The sequence below is a fragment of the Clostridium sp. genome, assembly GCF_047777555.1.
Lineage (GTDB): Bacteria > Bacillota > Clostridia > Clostridiales > Clostridiaceae > Clostridium_H.
In genome coordinates this window covers 1-15,555 of the sequence record NZ_JBKEEV010000013.1, presented here as the reverse complement: position 1 = coordinate 15,555, position 15,555 = coordinate 1, and the positions used below count along the sequence as shown (strand labels likewise).

The following is a 15,555-nucleotide window of genomic DNA, read 5'->3' as shown; positions in this document are numbered from 1 at the left end:
TAATATATAAAAGTGCATTTTAAAGTACATTTTTATATATAAAAATATATTGACATTTTATATTTTCCAGAATATAATAATACAAAATAATATTTGAAAAACAATGATAAGGAAGAGTAAATATGCTGCTGTTCTAAGAGAGAGAAACTGATTCGCTGAAAGGTTTCTTGTTCAAGGGCTATTGAAAACCACCTTAGAGTTGAGTACTGAAACTTAGTAGGTATAATCCGCTGCCAAGCGTTACTAGGTTAGAGATAATAGATCTAAATTCGCTGCTAAGGCAGTGACATTTATGCTATTAATTTGAGTGGAACCGCGATATATACTCGCCTCAATATTGAGGCGAGTTTTTGTTTTTTTATAAAATTTAATATAGCTAAATACAATGACGAGGAAGAGTAAATAGTATTCTGTTCACAGAGAAGGAAGTTCATTGGCTGAAAAGCTTCCTGTTCAAGGGCTATTGAAAACCACCTCTGAGTTAAGTGCTGAACTATAGTAGGCATTATTCGCTTTCTAGCGTTAAAAGTTTAAAGTGATAGTATAATTATAAGATTAAGCAACCTAGAACTTAATTTAAATTCTTTATACTATAATTTGGGTGGAACCGCGATTATAACTCGTCCCTTTTTAGAGACGAGCTTTTATTTTTTGTTTATATGTTTATGTAATATATTTAAAAATCTGTAAAAAGGAGAGAGTTATTATGAAAACCATAACCACTAGGAATATTTTAATGAAATTATTTAAGAATTGGAGGGATAAAGATGACTTATATAGCTATGCTAGGCTATGGTACTGTAGGTAGTGGAGTAGCTGAACTTATATTAAAAAATAGAAATAAGTTGAAAAAAAATATAAAAGATGAATTGGTATTATCTAAAGTACTAGTAAGAAATTTAGAAAAGTACAGGGAAAGTAACGACCCAAGTATTTTTACAAAGGATGTCAAGGATATATTTAAGGAAAATGTTGATATAGTAGTTGAGGCTATGGGAGGAGTAGACCCAGCTTATGAATATGTGAAAAAAGCCTTGGAGCTAAAGAAACATGTAGTTACAGCAAATAAGGATTTAATAGCAGAACACGGAGAAGAACTCTTAGATATTGCGCATAAAAACGGAGTTATATTAAAGTTTGAAGCTAGTGTTGGTGGTGGAATACCTATTCTAAAATCCATAAATGAGTGTCTTATAGGAAATAAAATAAAAAGTATTAAGGCAATTCTTAATGGAACAACTAACTTCATACTATCAAAAATGAGTAAAGAAAATATGAGTTATGGCGATGCTTTAAAGTTAGCACAAGACATGGGCTTTGCTGAAGCAAATCCAGAAAGCGATGTAATGGGCTATGATGCAGCAAGAAAATTATCAATACTTTCCACTATAGCTTTTAAGAAAAAGATTAATTGGAAAAGCATTAAAATTAATGGGATAACTAATATTGATTCTATGGATTTCCAATATGCTCAAAGCGAATGTTTTGACATTAAGTTGTTAGCAATAGCAGAATTAGAGAAAAACAGTATATACGCTTCTGTTTCTCCAGTTATGGTTAGAAAGAATTCAACCTTAGGCAGAATTGAAAATGAATATAATGCCATTTTGATAGATGGAGATGCAGTAGGAGACGTGGTCTTTATTGGAAAAGGAGCAGGAAAGTTTCCTACAGCCAGTGCTGTATTTTCCGACATAATGGATATTGTGCAAAGTAGGAAAGAAAATAGAATTTTATTCGATCCTAATGAAGCATCAATAGATACTATTTGGAGAAAAGAAAACAAATGGCTTCTTAGAATAAATACAAAGGACAGGATAGCAGCCATGTCTGGTTTAGTAGAACTGTTCCCTTACTGTAAGATTATCGCTAAATCCAAGTATGGTTTAGCAAATGAAGTTGCAGCCTTTGTAAAATCGGAGAATGAAGCCATATTAGATAAAAATATAGGAATGTTAAGAGAAAGAGTAAACTGCAGCAATGTAAAAAAGATAATGATATTAGAAGATGAATAAGCTCATAAAAAATAATCTTTAGCATAATGATAGATTTTTAAAAAAGTAAATAGATTTAATTCATATAAAAATAATTGTTATTGGGGGTAAAGAAAATGAGATGGATAGGTCTTATAGATAAGTATAGAGAGTTTTTACCTGTTAATGAAAGTACAAAGGTAATCAGCTTATGTGAAGGTAATACACCATTAATCAAAGCAGAAAATATTGAAAAACTTATGCCAGGGATTCAAGTATATTTGAAATATGAAGGTTTAAATCCAACAGGTTCTTTTAAGGATAGAGGAATGACTATGGCAGTTACTAAAGCTGTAGAAGAAGGTTCAAAGGCTATAATATGTGCTTCCACAGGAAATACTTCTGCAGCAGCTGCTGCTTATGCTGCCAAAGCTGGAATTAAATCTATAGTTATAATTCCAAATAAAAAAATAGCTATGGGAAAACTAGCACAAGCATTAGCTTATGGAGCAAAGATAATAGCCATTGATGGAAATTTTGATGATGCTTTAAACATGGTTAAGGAAATATCTAAAAAACATCCTATTACCTTGGTAAATTCTATAAATCCTTATAGAATAGAAGGTCAAAAGACTGCTGCCTTTGAACTTTGTGAGCAGCTTGGAAGAAATCCAGATTATGTGTCAATACCTGTTGGAAATGCAGGTAATATAACTGCCTATTGGAAGGGATTCAAGGAATTTAAGGAGAGAGGTAAAATAGATAATTTGCCTAAAATGATAGGATTTCAGGCTGAAGGAGCTGCTCCTATAGTTAACAATAAGATAGTAGAAAATCCAGAAACCATAGCAACAGCTATAAGAATTGGAAATCCAGCAAGCTGGAAGAAGGCTGTAGCTGCTTTAGAAGAATCAAATGGAATTATAGATAAAATAAGTGATGAAAAAATATTAGAAGCTTACAAGATGCTATCTAGTTTGGAAGGAATATTCGCTGAACCTGCTTCCTGCATATCTATTGCTGGACTATATAAACTTTACAGCCAAGGGAAAATTAAGGCTGGCAGCAGTGTGGTATGTATACTTACAGGAAATGGCCTTAAAGATCCAGATACTGCTGTAAGTTCAGGAGGAGATATAGTAACCTTACCTTGTAATTATGAAGTAATCGAAAAAGAAATAGTTAATAAATAGCTATATATTATGAAATTAGGATAATAGTATAAGAATTTTATAGAGATGTAATAGATGAGTATGATGCATGTGAAGAAGAAATATAGGAAAGGAGGAAAAATATATGATAAGAGTTAGAATACCTGCTACAACTGCTAATATGGGTCCCGGCTTTGATACCTTGGGAATGGCTTTAAAGTTATATAATGAAATTGAAATTGAAAAGAAGTGCGGAGAAACTAAAATATATAACAATGGCCAGAAAAGTAAAGATGATTATAGAGAAAACTTAATATATACTAGCTTAACAAAAACATTAGATATGTATAAATACAAGTATGACGGATTTTATATAAATGTTTCTAAATGTGATATACCTATTTCTAGGGGACTGGGAAGCAGCGCAGCTTGTATAGTTGGAGGAGTTGCCGCAGCAAATGCTTTAATGGGTAATGTTATGTCTATAGATAAAATAATTCAAGTGGCTACAGAAATTGAAGGACATCCTGATAATATAGTTCCTGCCATAGTAGGAGGAATGGTAATTTCACTGCAAGAAGGAGAAAAGATAAGCTATTCTAAGGTACAGTTCCCATATAAATTAAAATTTGCGGCAATGATACCAAACTTTCAAGTAAGTACAGCTGTATCAAGAAAAGTTCTTCCAAAAAGCTACTTAAAGGAGGACTGTGTTTTTAATATATCAAGGTCTGCAATGCTCATAAGTGCTTTATATAATGGAGAGTTTGATAAGCTTAGGACTTGCTTTAGTGATAGAATTCATCAGCCATACAGAAAGTCTCTAATTAAAAATGCAGAGATAATACTAGAGAAAGCTAGAGAAATAGGAGCTGTAGGAGAATTTATCAGCGGTTCTGGCTCAACTCTTATGGCAGTAATAGAGCCAAAGAACGCAGAAAGGTTTGAAAAAGAAGCTAAAAGCTTTTTAGATAGCCTTGAAGATGAGTGGAAGGTTATACTCCTAGATCCTGATATGGAAGGAGTTAAAGTTGCCTCATATTAATTTAAATATTGAAAACTATATCCCATATTCTATCTCCGTTTACATCTTCCCTCATAAAAGAAACGATATAGCTTGTACACTTTTTTAGTCTACTGCATATTCTTAATATGAGGGGAGTGATACGATGCCAGAGCTACTATATAAATTGAAGCAAATATTACAGTTTGTCGAAGCCGAAGCAAATAAACCTCTTGAAAATCATAACCTCGAAACAAGACTATGGAGCAAAGGATATAGAAAAGCCATGATTGTAACTAGAAACTTTATATTGAATATCCTTAATAAAGATATCTAGATAATGAAATGAGGAATATGTTAAGTATTCCTCATTTCCATTAAATCCTGTAATCTTTCTTCATTCTAAAATTCTTATTTCCTGTCTATAGAATAAGGATATTCAAAATCTCATTTTTATCATTAATAAATAATATAATACAAAAGGTAATCCAGCAGCAGACAGTATTGTAATTGTAGTATGTACTTTTCTTTCATTTCCTAATATAAACCATAAGAACTTATACCCTAAAATACCAATCAATCCACCCAAACAGTTTAGAATTATATCATCAATATCTGATGCTCCAATTTCTAAAAATCCTTGAATGATTTCAACAAACAAACTCACTATAAATATAGCTAGCAAATTGGTTATTATCCTTTTATCATTTTTGAATAATGGCAAATATGTACCAAGTGGAATAAAAATAACGATATTGCCAACCACATTACCAAAAGCAAATGCTTTAATATTCGGAGAGCTGCCATGTATATATTCTATTATACTATGGAAAGGAATAATATTAATTGACCTATGCTCCAAATGCGAAACTCTTGATAAGAACAATATTTTAATTAGCAAAAGTATATAACAAATAAAAACACCATACAAAAAAATTGTTTTAATTCTATCTCGTTTATTCATAATACCTCCATTTTTTATGATCTCTACTTCATTTATAGCATCATACTTCTATTTTATAATGTATATCTTACAAAACTTATAAAAATTTCTTAAATAAATCTTAAATTTTAAGATCTTTTAAATCTTCCAATGAAAGTGAAAATTCCCTCAAACCAATCTGAGGGAATATAAAACACGTTTTAATTTTTTATTTCTTCTTAACAGGAATCCAGACTTCACTATAAGCGTAATCTTTTTTATCCTTATCCATTTTAGTAAAAGAAAAAGAAGGAGCATTGATCACCTCATAATCCGAAGAAGGAAGCCATTCCGAATAGATTTTCGCCATTGTTTCTTGCAGTGTAGAAGGAAATGGTCCTTCATTTGGGAATATGGCCCAAGTACAAGCTTCAACTGGCACCTTTTCTAATATATCACTTACTTGATTTTCAGTAGTTAAAACTCCTATCATATGAGTTAAATATCCTTCTTCTTTTAAAAAATTAGTGTCAGACTCATAAGAAGCATTAACAACTTCATAAGGTTCTATATTTTGAAGAGCATGCATTTCTTTTCTTTGCTCCTCCGTTATACTTAGTGCAAGCTTCACAATCTCCTTATTAACGCCTTCAAATTGCATAGGTACACGTTTACTTACACCCACTAAATTAAACGCTGGTTTGTCTTCAATTCTAAATTCCATAGAAACTCCTCCCTTTATGGTTATTATGAATGAAAGTTTGGGAAATGATTTACTTATGCCTTTTTTTATTACATCTGAGGGTAAAAATCCACTCCATTTTTTAAATGCTCGAGTAAATCCGTCCATTGACTGATAACCATATTTAAAAGCAACATCTGTTACTTTTTCTCCATGTAATAAATCCTTACATGCTTCCGACAATCTTCTGTTTTTTATATATTCACTAAGAGTCAATCCTGAAAGATAAAAAAATATCTTTCTAAAGTGATAATCAGAAACACCAGCATATTCAGAAATTAATTCAAGAGATAAATCATCAGTTAAATGTTTTTCAATGTAGTCAATCACCTGGTTTAATTCCTTTAACATTGTCTCCCTCCTCTCATATCTACATAATACCAAAGCTGCTTTAAGCATACTCGACTTTTTTGACATAAAAAATATCGAACCTTTACTTGAATATTAATTAAAATTCAAGCGTTACCATTCCGCCTCCTGTAACAGGTGAATTTGCTACTGTAAGCCTACCACCATGCTGCTTTACAATAGAATCTGCAATATATAGTCCCATACCATAATGTAATTTTGAACTACGACTAAAATCTTCTTGATAGAATTGTTTTGTTGCATTTTTCAATGCTTCCATAGAGAATCCTTTTCCATTATCATAAACTATAAATCTCACTTTCCTATTTTCCACGGAAATTGAAACTAAGATTGACCCGCCCTCTTTAGAATAGTCCACAGCATTAGAAACTACATTCATAATGGCTCTTTGCATCAATGAGGTGTCCAAGTTAATAACATCTGGCAAATTCTTTTCTTCAAACTCCACTTTTAATTGCTTTAGTGAAGCAATAGCATTTATTTGGCTATACAATTCATCTAGGAATGTTCTCATATCAACATCTTGCCGCTGAAGCGAATAACCTATCTCCGCTTTAGACAGGTCAATCAGTATTTGAACATATTCTTCGATTTGATGTGCATTTTTTAAAATATAATTAGTAAATTCTTTTTGTTCTTCCGTTTGCTCTGTATCATTCAACATTTCCCCGTTCCCAAAAATAACGGTAAGGGGTGTTTTAATATCATGCGCCAACGCAGAAATCTGCATTTTTCTTGCCTGCTCAATCTTCCACTGTGTTTCCAGTGACTTTTTCAGCTCATCTTTCATTCTATCTATAGAACTTAGTGTCTCATCAATTTCTAGTATGCCGCTATACTGAACTTCAAATTCAAGATCTTTATTCTGAATTTTCTTCGTTGCATCTTGCAGTGGAATTAATTTTCGGCTGATTTTCCTACCATAAAAACGAGAAAGAAAAATAATCTCTATAAATACTGAAGCCAAAATGCCATAGAAAAAAACAATTCCCGGCGCAAGAAAATGATTGCGAAAAAAGTCAGAAGAGAATTGGGACATGGCTGAATATTTCAAAATACATATCTCCTTTTGCCGTTTAATAGGAAAATAACATTCTGCACTCAAACCTATTCCTGACGTTCTTCTTCCATCTTCAATGATATTACGTGCTTCAGCAGCTTCAAATTTAGTAAGATTTCCTGATAAAAATCTCCACTTGTGCTTATAACAGCATATTTACAAGTTTTAGGAATCAGTTCCTCAGTAACAGTTTTTGCAGTCATAATCGCTGATTTTTGCCTTTCAATTGATTCCTCCACATCTCCTACAGAAATAATAAATCCTGTTTTCAATAAAATAAAAGATAGTCCTATTCCAATTAATATAATCAATAAGAAACCTGCAAAAATAGACAATAGATATTGAATAAAAAATACTCTTAATTTAGTGTTTTTATTTTTTACTCCCATTTATAACCGATCCCCCATACTGTTGAAATCGGCGCCACATGATATGCATCCAGCTTTGCTCTAATATTTTTAATATGCACTGCGATTGTAAAGCTGTCACCTTCTGCATCGTATCCGCAAACAGCATCGTAAATCTGTTCTTTAGAAAATACTTGTCCTCGATTTTTTGCCAAAAACTCACAGATACCATACTCTATTTTTGTAAGAGATACCTTTTGTTCATCTACTAACACTTCTTTTGCCCCGAGATTGAATGCTAAACCAGATACAAGCATTATATTCCTTTTTTCACGAGTTTCTGTGCGCAGATGGGCATTTATTCTTGCTCGCAGTTCTCCTGTGCTGAATGGCTTTTTTCATATAATCGTCAGCCCCAATCTCCAAAACCATACATCACATCATCTTCCATGGTCTTAGCAGTAAGAAATAATATAGGACAATCCACAATATTTCGTATCTTTTGGCAATAGGTAAATCCATCAATCCTTGGAATCATAACATCCAACAATATTAAGTCAAATTGATTAAGGCTACTTATATCTATCTTTTCAGGAGATTCCTCAGTAGTTACTAGATGGTTATCTTTTTGTAGTGCATTTTTTACGAGAGCCAGAATATCTGGCTCATCATCAATTACAAGAATTCTTGCCAAGAAAAATCACTTCCTTTCTAACTCATATACAGTATAACTACTCAGATACCATAAAGCAACTTTTCCCATACTATACACTCATTTCAAGTTATTCGTAAAATTTTTTTCCCTCCCAGTTTGTAAACCACAAAAGGCTTATTACAAAAACTATAATATTTGCAGGAACTGCTATGATTAAACACTTTTGTATTTCTTGGTAACCTACGACCATTGTAGGATTAAGCCAAGTGTATACAAGGTTATCGCAGAGACGTGCGCACCATGTACAAGGAATGTAATACCACTTTCCATCTCCAAGCCCCGTCAAAGCTAAAGCAGAAATCAAACTTTCAGCAATTCCAAGACCTATGGAGGCTCCCATGCCGTACTGGAGACTGACAAAAAGATGCAAAATATATAAGAAAACACTACCAGCTATTAACAAGACTGCAGCTTTGAAATACATCATACCTGGAGCGGACTTAAATCCCAATGCAAAAATTCCTATAACAATAGCCACTGATAAAATGTTCAGCATAAGCATAACGGCTAATTTGCTTATATATACTGCTATACGCGATTTTGCACCGCAGAGCATGGCCTGAAAATTACCGGCCTGAGATTCCTGCTCTGCTGTCTTTCCACTGATAAACCCAATCATTAATGGAAATGTGATGCCAATTACCTCAAGATATCCGCTGATTTTCGCATCTATTTTCCATGGAGAAATAGAATAATAGGCAATAAACAGCACAGCTGTAAACAGTGGAATCATAATGTGTATCCACAGCATAGAGGTATGCTTAAGCTTTTGAAAATCAGCCCGAATACAACATATTAAAGTTAACATCTTACATTACCTCCTGCTTTTGAAACCATCTTGCAGTCATAACAAGCAGTAGAAGAAACATAACAATAGCTAAAATAATACCTACAGGAACCACGTTCCAATTTAGTAGTGCGTCCCCTTTTAATGCCAAAGTACCATTTGGTAGAACCCCCAGCACCGGACACATTAACCGTGTCCCCCAGCTATAAGGACACGCCCACCAAAAGGATTCTGTTGCAGCAAAAATGTCCAGCGCAATTCCTATTGCAGCATTGACTAATACCGCTACCATAAGACCGAATTTTTTTGATAAAAACAAGCAAAAGGGAATCTGCCAGAGCGAAACAATAATCAGAATTATGGTTGCAACCACCATCTGACTTACTGCTATCGAAGATGTAGGATTAATTAAAAACTTTCCTAAAATTATTCCTAAAAGATGAATTAAAGAAGCTGCTAAAACATAAAAAGAAATCAACAATACTTTGGAAATCCATATTTTTTGCAAGGAAACTGGAAGTACAAATACTGTTCGGTAATGCAACTTTTTTTCTTCTATCTGATTAACTAGTGCTGTCATAAGCGTAATAAAACCAGGTAATATTGTAGTGTACCACCAGTTGTATCCATCTTGTACAAAATATATGCCGGAAATTCCAGCAAGCAGTACCATAAACATAGGTGCAATAAAAACCAGCTTTTTTGCAAAGGTTCTTTTATATTTAATATTTTCTGCTTTTAAATAATTTATCATATTAAGCACCTTCCTTTTTATCCTTAGCCACAACCTGCATAAACAGTGATTCTAAATCTTCATTAGGAGTTATTTTAGCTTGGTAACCTAACATTCCATTATTAATGATGCCAATATAATCAGCAATTAGTTCCACTTCAGAAAGGATATGGCTTGATAAAATTACAGTTATGCCTTGTTCAGGAAAAGACCTTATAAGCTTTCTTAAATCCTGAATACCAATTGGATCAAGTCCATTTGTTGGCTCGTCTAAAATTAAAAGCTTCGGATGATTTAACAAAGCTATTGCTATGCCAAGGCGCTGCTTCATGCCCATAGAAAATTGGCCGGCACGCTTTCTACCAGTATGTGACAAATCTACAATCTGCAATACCTCATCAATTCGTTTCTCTGGAAGACCTAGAAGAAGCGTGCGTACTTTAAGATTTTCCCTTGCAGTCAAGTTTTCATAAAGCGGAGGTGATTCAATCAGGGCCCCAATATCTGCTAAATCCTTTCTACTCCATGGATGACCTTTAAATATGATTTCTCCAGATGTAGGATGTAACATTCCAGTAATCATTTTTAAAGTAGTGGATTTGCCTGCTCCATTTGGTCCTAGCAGCCCATAAACGGAGTTTTCAATTACTGATAATGAAATATTACTAACCGCACGTTGTTTTTTAAAATCTTTGCATAAATTTCTTGTTTGCAAAATTATACTCATAAACATATTCCCTCCTTCTTTCTATAATTAACTATAAAAAAGAAGTTTAAAGATTTTATAAAGAAATTCTAAATATGCAAACAAATTGCTAAATATCTAATATTGAATATTTGTTATATCAATTTAAACTGATATAATTATAGTTGAAATATGGTTAATAAGTAAAATTTATCCTAAACCTATTTATGAAAGGAAGATTAACTTGAGTATCCATTATGAAGTTGTTTCTGAAGATAAATTATTTGTATTAAAGACTTATGCAACGATTTAATGGCTTATCAAAAATCCAAAGCACATATCCACCCTGAGTTCTTTGATAATATGTGTTTTGAAACAAGAATGCTCCCTTCTGTTAAGAGTGCTAAAGCAAACTACATAGTGACAGCTAAAGAAGATAATGAAATTGTCGGGGTATGCCTACAGTACCATTGCATCAAAGAAGATATACTCTGGCGGATTTGCCACTTTACAATGTGATGCCTTCTTTGACTTCGATTCTGTAAAAACTGATGATGTAGGCAGTCTCTCCAGTTTTTATAAAAGATGGCTACCGTAATACTGGTATTGGTACAACAATGTTCAATATGTCTATGAATTGGTTAAATTCATTTGAAAGGATAAATGACCTGTTTATCTTTGTATCAAATGGAAATGATAATGCATTAAAATTTTACAAAAATAGAGGTTTTAGAGTAAGTCACCAAATACTCGATGGCTTTATTATAGTGCTTAGGAACGCTTAATCCTTGTATATTTATTATAGGAAAGTTGTGGAAGATAATTCGTAAGTTTAAATACAAAAGCACCTATTATCAATAGATGCTTTTTTCTATAACAAAGACTATTTTTACTTTAATTAATTTTAATCCCGTGATAGCTGTAATACTACCTTCTCAATAAATTCTTCTGCATTCCTAATGTCTTTATAATTTGGATGCCCTTTTGATAATCTGCCCATAATATCAAAAATCTTATTCTTGCTGAACTCATGAGCCACAAAGCTTCCTTTACATGCAAAACTGCCCTTATTTATTGCTCCTTTTGAGACTAAAAGCTTAACTGCTTTATTGTTATAAAACTTCATCCCAATTCCACTTGTTGAAAATACAAAAACATTTTTATCCTTTAAATTTAATTCTTCAATGCACTTAAATAATTGTGGAGATAAGCTTTCTTTATAAACTCCAGATCCAAATCCAATTAAATCATAATTATCAGTTTCAATTTCCTTAAACTTTTTAAGTTCTTTAAATTTATTAAATCAGCATTAATTTTATTGGCAAATATCTTAGCTATTTTTTCAGTATTATTCTTATAAGTAGAAAAATATATAATTAGAGATTTCATAAATTACATTCCCCCTATCCATTTTATTTTATATCTTATTTTAAAAATATATTCACACCAAAGTAAAGTCCCCCAAACAATCAGTCTGAGGGAACATAAACTTTGCTTCAATTTTTATTTAAAACCTCTAATGCCATATCTTAGCGTGGTAAAGTATTACATAAGGTCTTAACCTTTAGTCATAATATTATACATTGAATCTCGCTGCCATGTTACTTAATTTCTCTGCCATTTCCGTCTGAGACTGAGCTGTCTTAGCTACTTCTTCCAAACCTTTACTTGATTCTAATGAGTTACTACTGATTTCTTGAGAATAAGCGTTGGCTTCTTCTACTGTTAAAGCCACTCCCTCAATTGATTTTCGAATTTCTTCAATAGAAGTAGCCATCTGAGAGGCAATTTTAGAAAAATTATTGGTCAAGTTTTTTACAAAGTTGGCATCTTCAGCATATTGTTCTCCAGTTTTCTCTAGCATGTTGTAGTCAGGTGTAACCTTCTCATCGATAAAATTCAGTATCTCCTCCGCATTAGCAGTAAACTTGGCAACAGCATTATTGACCTTCTGAATTACATTTTGAATATCCCCAGCTGTATTAGCAGAGTGTTCGGCTAGCTTACGAACCTCTTCAGCAACTACTGCAAATCCTTGACCTTGCTCCCCTGCACGAGCCGCTTCGATAGCAGCATTTAAAGCCAAAAGATTGGTTTGTCCAGCTATTTGAGAAATAACATCCGTCATTTTAGTTATTTCTTCTACCACACCAACCTCTTCAATAGCTAACTTAATTTCTCGCTGTTTAACAGTATATATGTCAATGGCTGTTTGCTTGGATAGGCGTGCCGAATTTTTCATTTCTTCTGCCCTTTTTTTAATTCCATCTACTTTTTTCTCGCCATCTATAGCTTCTCTTTCCATATCTCTTATCCTTCTGCTGATTTCTGAACTTGCTGCTGACACTTCTTCTACAGAAGAAGTAACTTCCTCTATGCCTGCAGCAATTTGTTGGATAGAGGTATTAATGCTTTGCCCTTGAGCACTAACTTCTTCTATAGTAGCGGAGAGTTCTTCGCTTGATGCGCTGGTTTCCTCTACTGAGTCTGATACTTCTTTAAGCATAGAACGAATTTTATCATTCATTAAAGCAAAAGCATTGGCTAGCATTCCTATTTCATCTCTTCTATGCTGTATGCTCTCTGGCATTTCACTGGTAAAGTCACCTTCGGACATAAGATCAGCATGTTCTACTAGGGTTTTAATCGGTCTAGCAATTGTATTCGTTAAAACCACAGTAAACCCTAAGACTGCTAGAAATGCAATTACTAAGAATAGGATAGATATTTTTCTTAAAGTGTCCATTTTTTTATTATCAGAGAGCAGCACGTCGGCAGCAGCTTGATTGTTTACTTCTTTCATCTGAGATAGAATACTGGTAACTTCTTCGCGCAAAGGCCTTGCCTTCTCATCGTTAAGCTCAGTTGCTAAGCCGAAATTACCCTCCTTTACAGCTTCTATCACCTCTTCTCTGGCAGAACCATAGTTAGAGTTAGTAATCTTCAGCCTATCTAATAGTTCTTTTTCTTCCTGTGAAAGATTGTTTGCCTCATATTCTTGAATTAAGCGATTATTTTCCTCCATTAACTCATTCAAAGCCTCGACTGATGTCTTAATGACATCCTGATCATGCATGGCTTCTGTTTTATAAAGAATCCGCTGCATTTCTGTGCCTGCTTTTTCTTGGTTCACCTGAATCTTGCCTAATGTCATGTTAGAAAGAAATTGATTAGCATAAAAGTCCTCAAAATTGTTCTGAAGCTCATTAGAAGTGTACACTCCGTTTATCCCTATTATAATTTGTTATGACTAGGATTACGGTAAATGATAATAAAAGCTTGTTTTTTGTTTTAAGATTGTTAATAAACTTCATCTTTTCATCTCCTTAAAATTAATTTCAAGGGCTTCTGCTTTTTTTAATGTTACTTAAGCCTTTTTGATAAAATAAAACTCTATGCAACTAGTCTCATAGAGGTTTCATGCAACCGGCTGCCATAGAATTTATTCCTTAGGCCCTTGGCTTTGCGTCCCTGGCTTTCGTTAGGTTTGCCCTTTGAATATGTATTATTCACATTATAAACGATTTTCTATTTTTCGGCAATATTATTTTCAATTCTACATTTTAGAATACTTTGGAATTTAATACTAATTACTTATACTTATCACCATATATAATTTTTGCTTGCTTAGTATAAAACTCCACAAATTTTGTTTTTGCATTAGTATAAGCATCCCTATTATGCTCATATTGTTTCCATAATGATAATTTCAGTTTTTCATACTCTTTTGCTAGCTGATAGTTGTCGTTCATGAAATCTCTAAAATAAAGTTCATCATTATCGCCAGAAAGTCTAATGTGTATGTGAAATACTCTCTCAGCAAATCCATACTTTGTATAGCCCTTATTAAACGCCATTCTTGTATCGCTGTGGGACATACATAAATATCCATCATTTAATAATAATGACTTTATAGAATCAAAATCGCTTTTATTCTTAATTTCAATAAGAATATCAACCGTTGGTTTTGCCCAAATTTCATTAATTGCTGTACTACCAATATGACTAATTCTTGTCACGTCTATATCGGTTAGTATTTTTCTCAGATTTTTATATTCGTCATTATACCATTCATTCCATTCATTATTATGCTCTGTTAATTTAATTGGAAACAGCTGCCATAATTCTTCTAAACTCAATTCCGATAGCTCTCTTTGCATTAATTAACATCTCCAATCCATTCTACAAATCCAAATTCTACTGCCCATTCTTCAGCTTTTTTCGAATTCCAATCAACTGTTCTAAGATTATGAACAGTTGAACTACTCACGATTACTAAAATATCTACTTTGCCCATCTCCCTGATGGCTCTACCAATTTCATATTGTTTATTCATTGATAAAAAAGGATTAACGGATATCTGAATAACTGGTATATCAGCATTTGGAAACATTAGATAAAGTACGTCCCAGGCACCATGAATCCAGTCCTCTGTTTTCATCCAACCTGCTTTCAATACCATAATTTCTTAACATGGATTGCAGCTTTGAAGCCACCTCAACATAACCTTTCGCAGGATATTTTATAGCATATAATTCCTTTGGAAAGCCATAAAAATCATATATCATATCGTAGGTACCATCAATGGATGAAATTGTTGTAATTTCACTTTCCCAATGTACTGTAAATATAACAATAGCCTTCGGTTTTAATTTTTTACCTAGATTCTTAAGAAAATTAGTATTTCCTAAAAAATCAATCTCCTATAAGGTGCTTTTCAATATGGAGAATTTCCTCTTGTCTGTCAGTGGGAAGTTGCTTGATATAATTTTTAAATATAATCGCACCACCTGTTCCCCTTCCGATAAATCTACAGCTTGAATATCTGATTCAAACGGATGTCTTTTAAGCATTGCTGCAATCTCAATATTTCCAAGAGTATTTAACAGTGAAATAAATTCCTCTTCTTCTAATTGCGCATCAAGTAATACATCTTCGAGATCATCAAAAGATTTTACTTTTTCCTTTATAAGTTCTAACTTGTCAGATGAAAACCTACATCTAAGCAGTTCTTCTATTAGCCTTCTATACTCTTCATCATCCATTTTAGCACTAGATTGAAAGTGGA

The 15,555-nt window shown here is 32.9% G+C and carries 18 protein-coding genes, 2 pseudogenes, 1 riboswitch and 2 other annotated features; of the genes and pseudogenes, 5 read left to right on the top strand and 15 right to left on the bottom strand.

Features of this window, described 5'->3' with window-relative positions; genetic code table 11:
- Window positions 1–94: 94 nt before the first annotated feature.
- Window positions 95–337, top strand: a binding site (T-box leader).
- A 39-nt stretch (window positions 338–376) separates the two neighbouring features.
- Window positions 377–631: a binding site (T-box leader), on the top strand.
- Between the two features lie 136 nt (window positions 632–767).
- The 4 genes from ACFWTK_RS12725 to ACFWTK_RS12710 all read left to right on the top strand — a co-directional run bounded on the left by ACFWTK_RS12725 (window position 768) and on the right by ACFWTK_RS12710 (window position 4,464).
- Window positions 768–2,015 carry a homoserine dehydrogenase gene (locus ACFWTK_RS12725; protein WP_415876336.1) on the top strand — a complete coding sequence of 416 codons (1,248 nt, stop codon included), beginning with the start codon at window positions 768–770 and terminating at the stop codon, window positions 2,013–2,015.
- Between the two features lie 95 nt (window positions 2,016–2,110).
- On the top strand, window positions 2,111–3,166 hold the full coding sequence (thrC, locus tag ACFWTK_RS12720; RefSeq protein WP_415876335.1) for a threonine synthase: 1,056 nt from the start codon (window positions 2,111–2,113) through the stop codon (window positions 3,164–3,166).
- A 103-nt stretch (window positions 3,167–3,269) separates the two neighbouring features.
- Window positions 3,270–4,169 (top strand): homoserine kinase, encoded by a 900-nt coding sequence (thrB, locus tag ACFWTK_RS12715; protein ID WP_415876334.1) that lies wholly within the window; start codon window positions 3,270–3,272, stop codon window positions 4,167–4,169.
- A 124-nt stretch (window positions 4,170–4,293) separates the two neighbouring features.
- Window positions 4,294–4,464: a hypothetical protein gene (locus ACFWTK_RS12710; RefSeq protein WP_165815395.1), complete on the top strand. Its 171-nt coding sequence runs from the start codon at window positions 4,294–4,296 to the stop codon at window positions 4,462–4,464.
- A gap of 102 nt (window positions 4,465–4,566) precedes the next feature.
- Here the strand turns inward: ACFWTK_RS12710 and ACFWTK_RS12705 are convergent, their stop codons facing one another.
- The 8 genes and pseudogenes from ACFWTK_RS12705 to ACFWTK_RS12670 all read right to left on the bottom strand — a co-directional run bounded on the left by ACFWTK_RS12705 (window position 4,567) and on the right by ACFWTK_RS12670 (window position 10,535).
- Window positions 4,567–5,091 carry a VanZ family protein gene (locus ACFWTK_RS12705; RefSeq protein ID WP_415876333.1) on the bottom strand — a complete coding sequence of 175 codons (525 nt, stop codon included), beginning with the start codon at window positions 5,089–5,091 and terminating at the stop codon, window positions 4,567–4,569.
- 187 nt (window positions 5,092–5,278) lie between these two features.
- Window positions 5,279–6,142 carry an AraC family transcriptional regulator gene (locus ACFWTK_RS12700; protein WP_415876332.1) on the bottom strand — a complete coding sequence of 288 codons (864 nt, stop codon included), beginning with the start codon at window positions 6,140–6,142 and terminating at the stop codon, window positions 5,279–5,281.
- A gap of 97 nt (window positions 6,143–6,239) precedes the next feature.
- Window positions 6,240–7,214, bottom strand: a complete 975-nt coding sequence (locus tag ACFWTK_RS12695) for a HAMP domain-containing sensor histidine kinase (RefSeq protein ID WP_415876331.1) — start codon at window positions 7,212–7,214, stop codon at window positions 6,240–6,242.
- Between the two features lie 53 nt (window positions 7,215–7,267).
- A complete protein-coding gene (locus ACFWTK_RS12690) occupies window positions 7,268–7,609 on the bottom strand; it encodes a hypothetical protein (RefSeq protein WP_415876330.1) in 342 nt (113 codons plus the stop codon).
- A pseudogene (locus tag ACFWTK_RS12685) lies at window positions 7,600–8,261 on the bottom strand (response regulator transcription factor). The gene ACFWTK_RS12690 and the pseudogene ACFWTK_RS12685 overlap by 10 nt, the downstream one beginning before the upstream one ends.
- 88 nt (window positions 8,262–8,349) lie before the next feature.
- A complete protein-coding gene (locus ACFWTK_RS12680) occupies window positions 8,350–9,090 on the bottom strand; it encodes a lantibiotic immunity ABC transporter MutG family permease subunit (protein WP_106024826.1) in 741 nt (246 codons plus the stop codon).
- Between the two features lies 1 nt (window position 9,091).
- Window positions 9,092–9,823 (bottom strand): lantibiotic immunity ABC transporter MutE/EpiE family permease subunit, encoded by a 732-nt coding sequence (locus ACFWTK_RS12675; protein ID WP_106024825.1) that lies wholly within the window; start codon window positions 9,821–9,823, stop codon window positions 9,092–9,094.
- A gap of 1 nt (window position 9,824) precedes the next feature.
- Window positions 9,825–10,535: a lantibiotic protection ABC transporter ATP-binding protein gene (locus ACFWTK_RS12670; protein WP_207654944.1), complete on the bottom strand. Its 711-nt coding sequence runs from the start codon at window positions 10,533–10,535 to the stop codon at window positions 9,825–9,827.
- Between the two features lie 530 nt (window positions 10,536–11,065).
- Here ACFWTK_RS12670 and ACFWTK_RS12665 point away from each other — a divergent pair.
- On the top strand, window positions 11,066–11,272 hold the full coding sequence (locus ACFWTK_RS12665; RefSeq protein WP_415876355.1) for a GNAT family N-acetyltransferase: 207 nt from the start codon (window positions 11,066–11,068) through the stop codon (window positions 11,270–11,272).
- 119 nt (window positions 11,273–11,391) lie between these two features.
- Here ACFWTK_RS12665 and ACFWTK_RS12660 read toward each other — a convergent pair whose 3' ends face one another.
- The 7 genes and pseudogenes from ACFWTK_RS12660 to ACFWTK_RS12630 form a co-directional block, all read right to left on the bottom strand.
- Complete coding sequence (locus ACFWTK_RS12660; protein WP_415876329.1) at window positions 11,392–11,613, bottom strand: hypothetical protein; 222 nt, start codon at window positions 11,611–11,613, stop codon at window positions 11,392–11,394.
- Window positions 11,614–11,729: 116 nt separating this feature from the next.
- A complete protein-coding gene (locus ACFWTK_RS12655; RefSeq protein ID WP_415876328.1) occupies window positions 11,730–11,876 on the bottom strand; it encodes a hypothetical protein in 147 nt (48 codons plus the stop codon).
- A 187-nt stretch (window positions 11,877–12,063) separates the two neighbouring features.
- The gene (locus tag ACFWTK_RS12650; protein WP_415876354.1) at window positions 12,064–13,722 is read right to left on the bottom strand and encodes a methyl-accepting chemotaxis protein; all 1,659 of its coding nucleotides are present in this window, start codon (window positions 13,720–13,722) and stop codon (window positions 12,064–12,066) included.
- 183 nt (window positions 13,723–13,905) lie between these two features.
- Window positions 13,906–13,989: riboswitch (cyclic di-GMP riboswitch) on the bottom strand.
- Window positions 13,990–14,077: 88 nt separating this feature from the next.
- Window positions 14,078–14,647: a GrpB family protein gene (locus ACFWTK_RS12645; RefSeq protein ID WP_415876327.1), complete on the bottom strand. Its 570-nt coding sequence runs from the start codon at window positions 14,645–14,647 to the stop codon at window positions 14,078–14,080.
- Window positions 14,647–14,949 (bottom strand): hypothetical protein, encoded by a 303-nt coding sequence (locus ACFWTK_RS12640; protein WP_415876326.1) that lies wholly within the window; start codon window positions 14,947–14,949, stop codon window positions 14,647–14,649. The genes ACFWTK_RS12645 and ACFWTK_RS12640 overlap by 1 nt, the downstream gene beginning before the upstream one ends.
- On the bottom strand, window positions 14,864–15,091 hold the full coding sequence (locus ACFWTK_RS12635; RefSeq protein ID WP_415876353.1) for a hypothetical protein: 228 nt from the start codon (window positions 15,089–15,091) through the stop codon (window positions 14,864–14,866). The genes ACFWTK_RS12640 and ACFWTK_RS12635 overlap by 86 nt, the downstream gene beginning before the upstream one ends.
- 99 nt (window positions 15,092–15,190) lie before the next feature.
- Window positions 15,191–15,555, bottom strand: a pseudogene (locus tag ACFWTK_RS12630) (hypothetical protein); the annotation flags it as partial.

Excerpts from the sequence above, each read along its gene's own strand:
- ACFWTK_RS12690 (WP_415876330.1), bottom strand. The coding sequence starts at position 7,609 with ATGGGAGTAAAAAATAAAAACACTAAATTAAGAGTATTTTTTATTCAA.
- ACFWTK_RS12675 (WP_106024825.1), bottom strand. The coding sequence starts at position 9,823 with ATGATAAATTATTTAAAAGCAGAAAATATTAAATATAAAAGAACCTTT.
- thrB (WP_415876334.1), top strand. The coding sequence starts at position 3,270 with ATGATAAGAGTTAGAATACCTGCTACAACTGCTAATATGGGTCCCGGC.
- ACFWTK_RS12705 (WP_415876333.1), bottom strand. The coding sequence starts at position 5,091 with ATGAATAAACGAGATAGAATTAAAACAATTTTTTTGTATGGTGTTTTT.
- ACFWTK_RS12710 (WP_165815395.1), top strand. The coding sequence starts at position 4,294 with ATGCCAGAGCTACTATATAAATTGAAGCAAATATTACAGTTTGTCGAA.
- ACFWTK_RS12700 (WP_415876332.1), bottom strand. The coding sequence starts at position 6,142 with ATGTTAAAGGAATTAAACCAGGTGATTGACTACATTGAAAAACATTTA.
- ACFWTK_RS12680 (WP_106024826.1), bottom strand. The coding sequence starts at position 9,090 with ATGTTAACTTTAATATGTTGTATTCGGGCTGATTTTCAAAAGCTTAAG.
- ACFWTK_RS12660 (WP_415876329.1), bottom strand. The coding sequence starts at position 11,613 with ATGAAGTTTTATAACAATAAAGCAGTTAAGCTTTTAGTCTCAAAAGGA.
- ACFWTK_RS12645 (WP_415876327.1), bottom strand. The coding sequence starts at position 14,647 with ATGCAAAGAGAGCTATCGGAATTGAGTTTAGAAGAATTATGGCAGCTG.
- thrC (WP_415876335.1), top strand. The coding sequence starts at position 2,111 with ATGAGATGGATAGGTCTTATAGATAAGTATAGAGAGTTTTTACCTGTT.
- ACFWTK_RS12655 (WP_415876328.1), bottom strand. The coding sequence starts at position 11,876 with ATGAAATCTCTAATTATATATTTTTCTACTTATAAGAATAATACTGAA.
- ACFWTK_RS12670 (WP_207654944.1), bottom strand. The coding sequence starts at position 10,535 with ATGTTTATGAGTATAATTTTGCAAACAAGAAATTTATGCAAAGATTTT.
- ACFWTK_RS12640 (WP_415876326.1), bottom strand. The coding sequence starts at position 14,949 with ATGGTATTGAAAGCAGGTTGGATGAAAACAGAGGACTGGATTCATGGT.
- ACFWTK_RS12725 (WP_415876336.1), top strand. The coding sequence starts at position 768 with ATGACTTATATAGCTATGCTAGGCTATGGTACTGTAGGTAGTGGAGTA.